This window comes from Maribellus luteus, assembly GCF_003576475.1.
GTDB lineage: Bacteria > Bacteroidota > Bacteroidia > Bacteroidales > Prolixibacteraceae > Draconibacterium > Draconibacterium luteum.
On record NZ_QWGR01000002.1, the window covers coordinates 382348 to 397285 of the forward strand.

The 14938-nt window shown below is 45.5% G+C and carries 9 protein-coding genes; 8 read left to right on the forward strand and 1 reads right to left on the reverse strand.

Annotated elements, in window-relative coordinates; all coding sequences use genetic code 11:
* Window positions 1–47: 47 nt before the first annotated feature.
* Entirely contained in the window at window positions 48–1283 is a 1236-nt protein-coding gene (locus tag D1614_RS04310) for an aminotransferase class I/II-fold pyridoxal phosphate-dependent enzyme (RefSeq protein WP_162304411.1), read from the reverse strand.
* A gap of 347 nt (window positions 1284–1630) precedes the next feature.
* Here D1614_RS04310 and D1614_RS04315 point away from each other — a divergent pair, with 347 nt between their 5' ends.
* The 8 genes from D1614_RS04315 (at window position 1631) to D1614_RS04350 (ending at window position 14889) form a co-directional block, all read left to right on the forward strand.
* Window positions 1631–3649 (forward strand): alpha amylase C-terminal domain-containing protein, encoded by a 2019-nt coding sequence (locus tag D1614_RS04315; RefSeq protein WP_119436663.1) that lies wholly within the window; start codon window positions 1631–1633, stop codon window positions 3647–3649.
* Complete coding sequence (locus D1614_RS04320) at window positions 3650–4666, forward strand: GSCFA domain-containing protein (RefSeq protein ID WP_119436664.1); 1017 nt, start codon at window positions 3650–3652, stop codon at window positions 4664–4666. It abuts the gene before it with no gap.
* Between the two features lie 95 nt (window positions 4667–4761).
* On the forward strand, window positions 4762–6708 hold the full coding sequence (locus D1614_RS04325) for an amylo-alpha-1,6-glucosidase (protein ID WP_119436665.1): 1947 nt from the start codon (window positions 4762–4764) through the stop codon (window positions 6706–6708).
* 153 nt (window positions 6709–6861) lie between these two features.
* Window positions 6862–8154 (forward strand): glycosyltransferase family 4 protein, encoded by a 1293-nt coding sequence (locus D1614_RS04330; RefSeq protein ID WP_119436666.1) that lies wholly within the window; start codon window positions 6862–6864, stop codon window positions 8152–8154.
* 77 nt (window positions 8155–8231) lie between these two features.
* Window positions 8232–9548: a glycoside hydrolase family 57 protein gene (locus D1614_RS04335; protein WP_119436667.1), complete on the forward strand. Its 1317-nt coding sequence runs from the start codon at window positions 8232–8234 to the stop codon at window positions 9546–9548.
* A gap of 186 nt (window positions 9549–9734) precedes the next feature.
* Entirely contained in the window at window positions 9735–12311 is a 2577-nt protein-coding gene (glgP, locus tag D1614_RS04340; RefSeq protein WP_119436668.1) for an alpha-glucan family phosphorylase, read from the forward strand.
* A 332-nt stretch (window positions 12312–12643) separates the two neighbouring features.
* Window positions 12644–13219, forward strand: a complete 576-nt coding sequence (locus tag D1614_RS04345; protein ID WP_119436669.1) for a helix-turn-helix domain-containing protein — start codon at window positions 12644–12646, stop codon at window positions 13217–13219.
* A gap of 17 nt (window positions 13220–13236) precedes the next feature.
* Window positions 13237–14889 (forward strand): AMP-binding protein, encoded by a 1653-nt coding sequence (locus D1614_RS04350; protein ID WP_119436670.1) that lies wholly within the window; start codon window positions 13237–13239, stop codon window positions 14887–14889.
* The last annotated feature ends 49 nt before the right edge of the window (window positions 14890–14938 follow it).

The following is a 14938-nucleotide window of genomic DNA, read 5'->3' on the forward strand; positions in this document are numbered from 1 at the left end:
AGAAAAGTAGTATCCCGTAAATGATGCCCATACAGCTCTTTTGCGGGTTATTCTTTTGTCGCTTGTTCTATGTCGGCAATTAGGTCATCCACATTTTCAATACCAACCGAAAGTCGCATCATGGTGTCGCGGATATTGGCGGCGGCTCTTTCTTCCAGCGGAAATTCGGCATAAATGGTCGAGTGCGGATGAATGATCAGTGTTTTATTATCGCCCAGGTTGGTTGCCCTGCGAACAACTTTTAGCTTGTTCATAAAAGAATAGCAGGCTTCTTTTGATTCCAGGTCGAATGAAATGATGGTGCCGGGAACTCCTTTAAAATATTTTTTTGCGGCATCAAAGCCCGGGTCTCCTTCCAGGCCAGGATAGTTTACCACCGTCACTTTTGGGTTCGAGTGCAGATAGCTTCCCAGCACCATGCAGTTCTGGTAGCATTTTTCCACACGTAATTCAAGCATATCGAGGCCCTGGCTCATGTTTCGGGCAGTTTGCGGCGACATGCTGCCTCCGGTGTTCCGGTAAATGTTTTTTCTGATTTTAGCGATGAGTGCATTTTTCCCGAATTTTTCCGTGTAGCTGCCCAGGTTCGGATTGAGTGTCCAGTCAAAATTCCCGTGATCAATAATGGCACCGCCAAATGAAGTAGCCCCGCCGGAAATATGTTTGGTGGTGGAGATTACCTCGATATTTACCCCAAAATCAGCCGCGCGAAAAACATTGGGAGGCGTAATCGTACTGTCAGCAATCAAGAGAATGTCGTGCTTTTGGGCGATCCGGGCAAGCATTTCAATATCTGCAATGTCGAGCTGAGGATTGGTGACCGTTTCAAAATAGATAGCCCGGGTGTTTTTATCGATCAGTTTCTCAATATCCTTTTCGTTGCGAAGTTCCGAGAAGCGGCATTCCAGTCCAAACTCAGCAAGTGTTTGGTTAAACAGGGCGTATGTGTGTCCAAACAGCCGGCTCCCGCTGATAATGTTATCTCCGGCTTTGGTAAGAGCTAAAATGGTATTGGAGATGGCAGCCATGCCCGAACTAAGCGCAATTACCCCGTGGCTGCCTGTGAGCGCCTTTAGTTTTAGTTCGAAATATTCCACCGTAGGGCTCGACGTACGCGAGTATACATGGGCAATGTATTCACCTTTAAAATTCGCCTCAATTTGTTCTGCTGAATCAAATTCGAATGCTACTGCTTCGTACAACGGCATATGCAACGCATTGTGAGGATCGGGTTTGGGATAAGGTACATTGAGGGAAGTGGTTGTAAAGCCGGGTTGTTTCATTTTTAAAATTTTACCAAAAAAACAATTCAATAACATAAAAGTTTTTTAAAGATAGAGTATTTGTTGGTATGATTTTTGCAATTTAGACGCAGGTTTTAAATAATAATTAAACAGCATTTATTGAACCTTATAAGACCATGGCGCCCCCGTCATGGTCTTTCTCTTTTGCACCGCTTGCTGTTTTTTATCTCGTATTCCCGGTTTCCCATCTTCATTATTATGTACTAAAGTAGTTTTACACGTCTTGTTGGTGAACTCATGTTATTCGCTTCTTTAGGTTAAGGAGATTTTTTGTTGATTTCAGAAAGCTTTATGGAGTGTTTCTCTATCTTTATAAAAAAACAAGCATGAAGAAATTTTTGCCAAAACTTGTTCAGGATGATCCATGGCTGGAACCATATTCAGGAGTAATTTCTGATCGGATGATTGTTGCGGAGAGGAGACAAAAGGAATTAACGGGCGGGAAAAGTTTGTACGAATTTTCTTCCGGCCATTTGTATTTTGGGCTTCACAAAACAACCGGTGGTTGGATTATTCGGGAATGGGCACCCAATGCAACCTACATTTATCTGGTGGGTACTTTTAACGAATGGCGCGAACAGGCTGAATTCTCGTTTACGCACATTGGTGAAGGAGTTTGGGAATTGGAATTGGAAGCCGATGCTATTGATCACGGAGATTTATATGCCCTTCAAATTCACTGGGCGGTGAGTTCAGGAAAACGAGTGCCGGCATGGGCAAGATATGTGGTTCAGGATAAGGATACCCACATTTTTAATGCGCAGGTATGGGCGCCTGAATTGCCGTATGAATGGAGGAATACCGGATTTGAGAGAACAGAAGAACCACCTCTTGTATACGAAGCTCATGTGGGCATGGCGGGAGAGGAACCCCGTGTTCATACTTACAATGAGTTTCGTGAACTGATGTTGCCACGTATCAAAGCCAACGGATACAATACCATTCAGCTGATGGCAATTCCCGAGCATCCCTATTACGGAAGTTTTGGCTATCACGTGTCCAGCTTTTTTGCACCATCGTCGCGCTTCGGAACACCCGACGAACTAAAGCAACTTATTGATGAGGCGCATGGAATGGGATTGGCGGTGATTATGGACCTGGTACATTCTCATGCCGTGAAAAATGAAGTGGAAGGATTGGGGAATTACGATGGAACCCGCTTTCAGTTTTTTCACGACGGGCCCAAAGGCGAACATCCGGCGTGGGATTCCTATTGCTTTAATTACGGGAAAAGCCAGGTAGTACATTTTCTTCTGTCCAACATCAAGTATTGGCTCGAGGAGTTTAAATTCGATGGATTTCGTTTCGACGGTGTTACCAGCATGCTGTATTTTAACCACGGTCTGGGTATCGCCTTTACCAATTACGCCGATTATTTTGGGGCCAATGTTGATTACGATGCGGTTACCTATTTTAAGCTGGCCAATAAACTGATGAAAGAGGTAAACCCGAAATCGCTTTCGATTGCCGAAGATATGAGCGGAATGCCCGGACTGGCAGCACCTGTTGAAAGTGGCGGCCTGGGGTTTGATTTCAGGATGGCAATGGGAATGCCCGATTTCTGGATCAAGGTCATCAAAGAAAAATCGGACGAGCAGTGGGATGTAGGCGATATTTTTTATCAGCTGACTTCCAAAAGACTCGACGAAAAAGTGGTGAGCTACGCCGAATCGCACGATCAGGCATTGGTGGGTGACAAAACCATTATTTTCCGGCTGATCGACAAGGAAATGTATTTTAGCATGCGGAAAGACCAGCCGAATCTGATGGTTGAACGCGGAATTGCTTTGCATAAAATGATTCGCCTGGCCACTGCCAGCTCGGCGGGTGGCGCTTACCTGAATTTTATGGGAAATGAATTCGGACATCCGGAGTGGATCGATTTTCCGCGCGAAGGAAATAACTGGTCGTTTAAGCATGCCCGCCGGATTTGGAGCATTGCCGACAACCCCGAACTGAAATTTCACTGGCTGTACGATTTTGACAAGGAGATGATTGCTCTGATCAACGAAAATAAACTGCTGACCATCCCTTCGGTGGATTTGGTGCTGGAAAACAAACCGGATAACGTGCTGGCTTTTCACCGCGGACTGTTTTTGTTTGTGTTCAATTTCAACCCTCAGCATTCCTACACCGATTACGGTATTCCGCTGGGTGCCGGAAAATACAGGATTGTATTGAATACCGATTCCGGGAGGTTTGGAGGCAACGATCTGGTGGATGAAGACATTAGCTATTACACTTTGCCCAATGGAGGGGTTGAGAGTCAGCATTATTTAAAACTTTATTTGCCGGCCCGAAGTGCACTGGTGTTTAAGAAAGTGGATATTCCGAAAGCAAAATAAATGCGGGGAGCAAAATTTCAAACATACGTAGACATACCCCATTATCAACATAAAGCGGGGTACCAAAAGAGAAGCGTTTTTATCGGCTCCTGTTTTACCGAAAATGTAGGAAACAGGATGCAGGCGCTGAAATATCCGGTGGATATCAATCCTTTCGGAATTCTTTACAATCCTTCTTCGGTGGCAAATGCACTACAGGCGCTGCTGGATGAAAAAAAGTTTGGCGCCGGTGAGCTGTTTCAGCACAACGGTATCTGGCATAGTTTTATGCACCACGGCCGGTTTTCTTCGGTTGATCAGGCGGAAGCACTGACGCAGATCAATGCGCGGATCGCTTTTTCATCCAACTGGCTGCGGCAGGCCGATTTTCTTTTCCTGACTTTTGGTACAGCCTGGATTTACCGCTACAAGGAAAGCGGGGAAGTGGTGGCCAATTGCCACAAAGTCCCGGCATCGAAGTTTGTTCGCAAACGTTTGTCGGTTGGCGAAATTGTGGGTGTTTACACCGAGCTCTTGGCCCGGTCGTGGGAACAAAATCCCGAAATTAAGATTGTATTTACAGTTAGCCCCATTCGTCATTGGAAAGACGGGGCCATCGAAAATCAGCGAAGCAAGGCCGCCCTGATTCTTGCAATTGATGAGCTTGTAAAGCGATTTCCGGATAAGTGCTTTTATTTTCCTTCGTACGAAATAGTGATGGATGAACTGCGCGATTACCGCTTTTATGCCGAGGATATGTTGCACCTCACCGAAGTGGCTGTCGATCATATCTGGTCGGTGTTTGAGGAAAACCTGATTGATGCAGAGAGCCGAAAAACAGCCATGAAAATTCAAAAACTGGTGAATGCCATGCAGCATCGGCCAGTAAACAAACGTTCGCAAGAATTTGCCATTTTCTTAAACAAGTTCCTGAAAATGACCCAGGAACTGGAAAAGGAATATTCCTATCTTAACTTAAAGTTAGAAAAAGAATATTTTATCCGGCATTTAAGGGAATTGGAGCAAAACGGGGGATGAAAATGATATAATTCATGTACATTTGTTTATGAGTGTTCGCTCATTCTCCATAACTTTCTAAACCAATTTATCTCAAATCGTAATTAAGTTTTGTTATGCATTACCTTAGTTTTGATCAGGAGCAGCTTATAAATCTGGAGTATTCGTTAGACCGCGAAATACTTCGGACCAACAAGGCTGGATCGTATCTGTGTACCACATTAAATGGCTGTAATACCCGAAAATATCATGGATTACTGGTTAGCCCCATCGAAAACTTCGGGGGAGAAAAGCATGTGTTGTTATCGTCGCTTGATGAAACGGTAATTCAGAATGAGGCGGAGTTTAACCTCGCCATCCACCGTTACCAGGGAGGAAGTTATGAGCCCAAGGGACACAAGTACATGCGGAATTTCAGTTTTGGAAATGTGCCGAAGATCACGTACCGGGTTGGCGGGGTAGTTATTACAAAAGAGCGTTTACTGGTTGAAAAGGAAGAACAGGTGCTGATTCGTTACACGCTGGAAGAAGCGCGTTCGGCAACCACTTTGCGCTTAAAACCCTTTTTGGCTTTTCGCAATATTCATGCGCTAAGCAAGGCAAACCTGTTTGTGAATACCAAATTCGAGAATATCGAAAATGGAATTGCCACGCGCCTGTACGACGGATATCCGAATCTTTATCTGCAAACAAGCAAAAAGGCTGATTTTGTGCCGGTACCCGATTGGTATTACAACATCGAATACCTCAAAGAACTGAACCGTGGATACGATTATCTGGAAGACCTTTTTGTCCCGGGTTATTTCGAACTTCCCATGGAAAAAGGCGAGTCCGTAGTGTTTGCGGCCGGGTTAACTGAATCAAATCCTCTGGGATTAAAACAACGTTTTACCCGCGAGTCGAGAAAAAGAGGAGACAGGGAAACTTTTGCCAGTTCGCTGGAACATGCCGCCAAGCAATTTGTGGTTCATAAAAAGAATACGGCAGAAATTATTGCCGGTTTCCCTTGGTACGGGAGCATTACGCGGCAAACCTTTGTTTCGTTGCCCGGACTGTGTTTGTCGCTGAAAGACGAAAAGCTGTGCGCCACCATACTCGATTCGTACCTGAAGTATTTTAACGACGGATTTTTTCCCGATCATATCGGAAGCAAGGAATTGACCTATCATTCGGCGGATACTTCGCTGTGGTTTATTTGGGTGGTTCAGCATTGTTACAAAACCAAAGGTAAGCCGGCAGTTGCCTGGAAAACCTATGGCCCCGCCATCAAACGGATTCTTTCTGGCTATAAAGAATCGAAGCTCGGTTACATAAGAATGAACAAGGACGGTTTGATTGAGGCTGAAAAAGAAAAGATTGCATTAACCTGGATGGATTCTTATGTGAATGGGAATCCGGTGGTTCAGCGTGCCGGGTTGGCAGTTGAAGTGAATGCATTGTGGTTCAATGCCATTTGTTTTGCGCTCGATTTGGCCGATATGGCCGGCGACCACGAATTTATCGATGAATGGAAAGACATGGTAGAGAAAGTGGCGCATTCATTTTTAAATACTTTCTGGAGCGAAGGGCATGGGCTTTTGGCCGATGTGGTGAAAGAAGGCGTTCCCGACTGGTCGGTGCGGCCCAATATGGTAATTGCAGTGGCCCTGGATTACACGCCGCTTAACAAGGAACAGCAAAAACAGGTGTTGAGTGTGGCCAAAAAGAAATTGCTGACCAACCGGGGTTTGCGGTCCCTGTCGCCCGATCACTTGCGGTACAAGGGAAGTGTGAAGGGAAATCCGCAGGAAAGAGAGTCGGCCATTCACATGGGCGCGGTTTGGCCCTGGTTACTGCCGTTTTTTGTGGAGGGTTATTTGAAGATTCATAAAAAAGGCGGGCTGCCCTTCGTAAAACAAATATTGGAAAGTTTTGAAGAAGAGATGACACAACACTGTGTGGGAACCGTTTCCGAAATGTACGAAGGAAATCCTCCCCATCAGGGGAAAGGGGCCATTTCGCAGGCTTGGAGTGTGGCAGGTGTGTCGTACGCCATGAAGCAGATTCGGAACTACCACGAGTAATAACGGGAATAAAAAAGTAAACAATAACGCCTGGATAATTTGGGAGGAAGAATGTAGAGAGGAGAAAATTGGAGCAGAATTGTTGAAACGTAAAGTACAGGCACATTTGTTTGAAAGTCTGGTTGCCATTGAAAACTTTAAAAAGCGTTACACATGAAGGTATTGATGTTTGGTTGGGAATTTCCACCGCATATTTCAGGAGGACTGGGAACAGCATGTTATGGATTAACCAAAGGACTGGCAGAAATTAACGATGTGGAGGTAACCTTTGTAGTTCCAAAGGCTTTTGGCGATGAAGATCAGTCGGTTATGAAACTGATTGGAGCCAATACTATCCCCATTGCCGCAAAAGACTTTTATTTTCAGGAAGCAGATAAATCAATGAGTTACCTGGAAGTGGATTCTCTGATCGTTCCTTATGTGAGCGAAGAAGACTTCTGGAAGCTCAAAACTGAAAAATATCCCCGGAACACCCGCTTTATTGAAACCAACGAAGGCTTGAAAATCGATTTTAGCGGAAGCTACGGCGCCGGGCTAATGCAGGAGATTAAAAACTATGCAGTGGTGGCGGGGTTCATTGCCCGGCAAAATCATTTTGATATTATTCATGCCCACGACTGGCTGGCTTATCCCGCCGGAATAGCAGCCAAGCGAATCAGCGGGAAACCCTTGGTGGTGCATGTGCATGCTACCGACTTCGACCGGAGCGGCGGGAGTGTAAACCCCGGTGTTTACGCGGTGGAGCGCGAAGGAATGGAGGCTGCCGATAGAATAATTACGGTAAGCAACCTTACCCGCTACACGGTTATCAACAAATACGGGATTTCGCCCGATAAGGTGGTAACGGTTTACAATGCCGTTGAGCCGGTGGATGACGATCCCGGAACACTGCCGCCAAAGGGCGTTAATGAAAAAGTGGTTACTTTTCTGGGGCGGGTGACCATGCAAAAAGGCCCCGAGTATTTTATTGAAGCCGCGAGCCTGGTGCTGAAGAAAATGAAAAATGTGCGCTTTGTTATGGCCGGAAGCGGTGATATGCTCGATGCGATGATCGCCCGGACGGCACAGTTGGGAATCGCCGACCGTTTTCATTTTACCGGATTTTTAAAAGGAAACGACGTCAGCAACCTCTTCCGGATGACCGATGTTTTTGTAATGCCTTCGGTTTCAGAGCCCTTTGGGATTGTACCGCTGGAAGCGATGCAACTGGATGTGCCGGTGATTATTTCCAACCAGTCGGGAGTAGCCGAAGTGTTGGAAAATGTGATAAAAGTTGATTTCTGGGATACGTTTGCCATGGCAGATTCCATTCATGGAATTTTGAGTTACCCTTCGCTGTCGGCCCACTTCAAGAAAGAAGGGCGCAATGAAGTAGGAGAATTGAAATGGGTCAATTCTGCCATGGATGTTAAAAAGGTATACGATAGCGTAGTGTTTCAGAATTAAGTGATTAGGGAATGAAACAAATCCTGAGCAGTTAATCGCAGTGGGATGAGTTACAATAATGAATAAACAATTTTAAGATGACGAAATCAGTTTGTTTGTTTTTTCAGGTCCATCAGCCGTTCAGGCACCGGCGCTACCGGTTCTTTGATATCGGTAACGACCACTATTATTACGACGATTATTCAAACGATACGATAATGCGGAAAATAGCCGACAAGTGCTATTTGCCCGCCAATAAACTCATCCTCGATCTGATCGACCGGATGGAAGGAAAATTTAAGGTCGCCTTTTCGATTACCGGAACTGCACTGGAGCAGTTTGAATTGTATGCGCCCGAAGTGATCGATTCGTTTAAAAAACTGGCAAAAACCGGTTGTGTCGAGTTCTTATCGGAGACCTACTCGCATTCGTTGTCATCGCTGAAAAATCCCGGGATTTTTAAAGAGCAGATTCGTTTGCACGACGAGCGTATATTTGGTTTGTTCGGACAAAAACCGCGTATTTTTCGGAATACCGAGATGATTTATTCGGATGAGATCGGTGCCGAAATTGCGGGCATGGGTTTTTTGGGCGTACTTACTGAGGGGGCAAAGCAGGTGCTGGGATGGAAGAGCCCCAATTTCCTGTACGTGAATGCGATTAACCCGCGTCTAAAGGTATTGATGCGCAACTTTAAACTCAGCGACGACATTGCCTTTCGTTTTTCCAACGGAAACTGGTCGGAGCATCCTTTAACGGCCGATAAGTTTATCGGGTGGCTCGAACGTTTGGAGGAGAAAGAAGAAGTGGTGAATTTATTTCTGAGTTATGAATCGTTGGGAGAGCGGCAAGCTGAAGAAAGTGGAATTTTCAAATTTCTGGAAAGTTTTGTTGCGAAAGTTTCGGTAAATCCGCACTTGCAATTTGCTACGCCCACCCAGGTGGTTGAGCAGTTGCAGCCTGTTTCTGCGGTTCATGTGCCCGAAGCTATTTCCTGGGCCGACGAGGAAAGAGATCTGACCGCCTGGCTGGGAAATAATCTTCAGAAAGAGGCTTTCAACAAGCTTTACGAGTTGGGAAAACGAATGCAGCGTTGTACGGATGCTGACCTGGTTAAAGACTGGAACTACCTGCAGGAGAGCGACCATTTTTACTATATGTCAACTAAACATTCTTCCGATGGACGTGTTAATCGGTCAGAAAATCCTTTTGATTCGCCGTATGGGGCCTTCATCAATTACATGAACATCCTGAGTGATTTTAAGATCAGGCTGAATGCAGTGGTTCCGGAGAATGAGACAGAGAGTGAAATCGCAATTCTTCAGCGCATTATCGAGGAGAAGGATGAAAAACTGAAAAAGCTGGAAGCCGATTTGCGCCGTCTTCAAAAAACAGGAAAACAAAAACGGCACTGAAAATAGCTGATGTAGCCCGCATGTTAAATTCGATGTTTTTAATTGCCTGGGAAACAGCTGGTAAAAACGGAACAGCTATTTTTGCCACGCATTAGGGGGTTATTATATCACTGATAATTACTGATAAATGAAATGGCAGGGAGTACGAAGCTTGCCTGCGTAAGGGACAAATATAAAATTTAAGAAATGGAGACAAACAAAGTACGATATATTCAAACACCGGTAATAGAAGAACCGGTTTGGAAAAAAATCAGTGTAGAATCTGATTTGCCAACAGACCTTGAGCCATTGAGAGTGCTGTCGAAAAACCTGTGGTGGGTTTGGAACACCGAAGCTCGTGAGCTTTTTCGTTATGTGGATGCTAAAATCTGGGAAGAATGCGAACATAACCCGATCGTTCTGCTGGATAAAGTGAGTTACAACCAGTTGAAGGAACTGACCAAAGATGAGGAGTTTCTGGCAAGAATGCATCGTGTGTATGCCGATTTCAATGCATACCTGGAAGCAAGGAAAGAGCTGGGTGGTCCTGAAGTGGCTTATTTTAGTATGGAATACGGCTTGCACGACAGCTTGAAAATTTTCTCAGGAGGTTTGGGAATCCTGGCTGGCGACTATTTGAAAGAAGCCAGTGACTCGAAAGTAAACCTGGTGGCAGTGGGGCTGCTGTACCGGTATGGATATTTCAAACAGACGCTTAATCTGCACGGAGAGCAGATGGCGAACTACGATGCGCAGCAATTCACAAAAATACCGGTTCGGCCGGCCATTGATAAAGACGGCAACTGGGTAACCATTGAGGTGGAATACCCCGGGAGAAACCTGGTAGCACATGTTTGGCAGGTAAATGTTGGCTCGGTAAAACTTTATTTACTGGATGCCGACCACGAAGGGAACAGCGATCAGGACCGTTTTGTTACGCATCATTTGTATGGCGGCGACAACGAAAACCGCCTGAAACAGGAAATGTTGCTTGGGCTTGGTGGTATCAAAGCGCTGAAGAAATTGGGTTATCAGTCGGATATTTACCATTGCAACGAAGGACATGCGGCCTTTATTGGTCTCGAAAGAATTATGGGACTGATCAGCGAACAGGGATTGACCTTTGCCGAAGCGAAGGAAGTGGTAACGGCTTCTACCGTATTTACCACCCATACGCCGGTACCTGCAGGGCACGATTCGTTCCACAACGACATGTTTCGTCATTACATGAACAGCTTCCCCGAAAAACTCGGCTTAAGCTGGGAAGAGTTCGATTTACTGGGAAAAGCCAATCCGCAGGAAGATCATTTTAATATGAGTTACCTGGCTTGCAACCTTTCGCAGGGAATCAACGGGGTGAGCATGTTGCACGGCGATGTGAGTAAAGAGGTGCTGAAAAATCTCTACAAGGGTTACCTGGTTGATGAACTTGAAATTGGCTATGTAACCAATGGTGTTCACTATCCTTCGTGGACGGCTCCGGAGTGGAAAGCACTTCATAAAAAATATTTTGGGAACGACTTTCCGGGAAATCAGCTCGATTTCGATGTCTGGAAAAACATATACAATGCCCCGGACAGCGAGATATGGGAACTGCGTAAAACATTGCGTTTGAAAATGATCAATTACATCAAGCAGCGTTTTGCCAGCAACTGGATCAAGCGGCACGAAAACCCGAAAATTATTACGGAGGTGATGGGAAAACTCAATCCCAACGTGCTGACAATTGGCTTTGCCCGCCGCTTTGCGACTTACAAACGTGCGCATCTTTTGTTCCGTAATTTGGATCGTTTGGCCAGGATTGTTAACAATCCGGAGAGACCGGTACAGTTCATCTTTGCCGGAAAAGCGCACCCTGCAGATAAAGCTGGTCAGGACCTGATCAAAAACATTGTGGAAGTTTCAAAACGTCCGGAATTCAGAGGCAAGATCTTGTTTGTTCAGAACTACGATATTAACCTGGCGAAAATGTTGCTTCAGGGAGTGGATGTGTGGATGAATACGCCAACCCGTCCGTTGGAAGCTTCGGGTACCAGTGGGGAAAAAGGAGTGATGAACGGAACACTGCACTTCTCGGTACTTGACGGCTGGTGGGTGGAAGGTTACCGTAAAAACGCGGGCTGGGCTTTGTCGGCCGAGCGTTCTTATGATGTACAGGATTTCCAGGATGAGCTGGATGCTGAAACCATCTACAATATTCTGGAAGAAGAAGTGGTGCCTGCGTTCTACAACCGGAACCACGAAGATGTGCCGGAGAAATGGGTGGGTTTTGTAAAAAATACCATCTCTCAGGTGGCGCCTAATTTTACTACCGGTCGCATGATCAAAGATTACCAGGACCGCTATTACAATCCGCAATTTGAACGTTCATCGAAAGTTAACGCCGATGGGTTTAAACTGGCCAAAGAACTGGCTGCGTGGAAAGCCTATGTCAGCTCGAAATGGGACGGGATTAAAGTCATCAACCAGGATATGATTGAAGGCTTTACCAACAAATTGATAATGGGTCGCGAATACCCGGTTTATGTAAAAGTGGATTTGAACGGTCTTACCGCTAAAGAAGTTGGTTTGGAACTGATCATTACCGAAGAAGGTGAAAATGGCGGGCTTGAAATGTTCGATGCCTGGGAGTTTGAACCGGAAGATTGCAGCAATAATATCTGCACATACAGATACGTGGTTCGCCCGGATCATCCGGGGGCATTTAATTACAGCTTCAGGCTGTTCCCGAAAAACGAGAACCTGCCACACCGCCAGGATTTTAAATACCTGAAATGGTTATAATACGTGAACAATAGAATACAAAAGGTGCTTTCGGGCACCTTTTTTTATGCATTTACAGAACTGAACCTGCTTCTGAAACCCGGAAACGGAGGGTGAGTATCGACATTTGTTTTAGGCCGAAGTGGTGCCACCTGCTGCGCGTTTGGTGAATTTTATGTAAACTTTAGATCGGAATGTTATTTTCGTGAACGGAGGATATACCGAACTGAATCTTTTTTCATTAGCTTCAAACTGTTATTTTTGCACGGATAATAAAACGATCATGAAAGAACCGGTTGAATTCGGTTTTATTTCACTGATATAAATACGGTTCCCGGTAAATAGATCAAACCATGAAGAATCAAAAAAAAATCGGAAAGAAAATAAAAGCATTTCGCGAGTTCCGTAAAATCTCGCGCGAAGATCTGGCTTTGAAAGCGAACCTGGATGAGGGTCAACTTGAGGCGATTGAGGAAAAAGGAAGTGTTCCTTCGCTGGGACATCTTATAAAAATATCAAGAGCCTTGGGAGTACGAATCGGTACCTTTCTGGATGATCAGGAAAAAATTGGTCCGGCGGTTGTAAAAGCCGGCGAAGAAAAAGCAAGCTTTAGTTTTTCAACCAAAGATGCTACCCCGCGCGAACACCTGAATTTCTTCTCGCTCGCGCAGGCAAAAGCCGACCGCCACATGGAGCCTTTTGTGGTGGAAATTGAACCCAGTAACGAGTCGGACTATAAATTGTCGTCGCACGAGGGCGAAGAATTTATTTTTGTAATGGAAGGAAGCGTGGAGATTAACTACGGAAAAGATCTTTACCAACTGGAAAAAGGAGACAGCATATACCTGGATTCCATTGTTGCGCATAACATTCATGCTGCCGCCAACCAAAAAGCAAAGTTACTGGCCGTTATTTACACGCCTGTTTAAATTAAAAATCAGCCAACATGCAGCTACTCGATTATACACTGGGCCAGATGCTGGAAAAATGGGCCTATGAAACTCCCGACCATGATTTTATTGTATACCCGGATCGCGACCTGCGTTTTTCGTACAAGCAGTTTAACGACCGTGTAGATCAGTTGGCCAAAGGCCTGCTGTTTATTGGTATTCGTCCGGGGGACAAAGTGGGTATCTGGGCTAAAAATGTACCCGACTGGACAACCCTGATGTTTGCCACGGCAAAAATAGGAGCCGTTTTGGTGACCATTAATACCAATTACAAGCTGTCGGAGATCGAGTACATTCTGCACAACGCTGACCTGCATTCACTCTTCCTGGTAGACGGCTACCGCGACAGTGATTATGTGCAAATGATTTTTGATTTGGTTCCCGAGTTAAAGACTCAGGCGCGTGGCGAGCTTCGCAGCGAAAAGTTTCCAAAACTGCGTAACGTTGGTTTTGTGGGGCAGCAGAAACACCGGGGGATGTACAACACCTCAGAACTTATTCTTCTCGGAAATCACATCGACGACCTCGAGCTGGAAAGTGTAAAAGAAACGGTTGCCTGTCACGATGTGGTGAACATGCAATATACTTCGGGTACCACCGGATTTCCGAAAGGAGTGATGTTGTCGCACCATAATATTCTGAACAATGGATTTGCAACGGGCGAGTGTATGAAATATACGCAAAAGGACCGGCTGCTGGTGTGTGTACCACTCTTTCATTGTTTTGGATGTGTACTGGCGGTTTGTTCCATTGTTACACACGGAGCTACTCTGGTTTTTACCGAAGATTTTGATCCGTTGATGGTATTGGCTTCTGTTCAGAAAGAAAAGTGTACCGCATTGTACGGTGTTCCTACCATGTTTATTGCCGAGTTAAATCACCCGATGTTTGATATGTTCGACCTCTCGTCGTTGCGCACGGGGATTATGGCGGGTGCACTTTGCCCGATTGAAACCATGCGGCAAGTGATGGAAAAGATGAACATGAAAGATGTTATCGTGGTGTATGGTCTTACGGAATCTTCTCCGGGAATGACTGCAACACGGACACACAATTCGCCTGAGGTACGTGCCACTACTGTTGGTTTTGAATACCCCAACGTGGAAGTGAAGATTGTAAATCCCGAAACCGGGAAACTTTGCCGGACCGGAGAGCAGGGCGAAATTTGCTGCCGCGGCTACAATGTAATGAAAGGATATTATAACAATCCGGAAGCCACTGCAAGTGTTATTGATGCGGAAGGGTGGCTGCATTCGGGCGATCTGGCAGTGAAAACAGAAGATGGCTTTTACCGGATCACCGGACGAATCAAGGATATGATCATCCGGGGTGGAGAGAATATTTACCCACGCGAAATTGAAAACTATTTGTTTCAGATCCCTCAGATTGAAGCGGTGGAAGTTGCCGGAGTGCCCAGCAAAAAATACGGAGAGGAAGTGGGGGCTTTTATTAAAGTAAAAGCAGGCCAGCAGCTGACCGAGGAAGAAGTGGTTGACTTCTGCCGGGGAAAGATCGCACGTTTTAAGATTCCCCGTTATATCTTTTTTGTTGAAGAGTTTCCGATGACCGCCAGCGGTAAAATCCAAAAATATAAGTTAAGTGAGTTGTCGCTGGAATTGTGCAAAAAGAAAGGAATAGACATTATTTAGATTTTGACCTCTGTTCGAACACAGAAAACGGCCTTTATGGCGCTGTTAT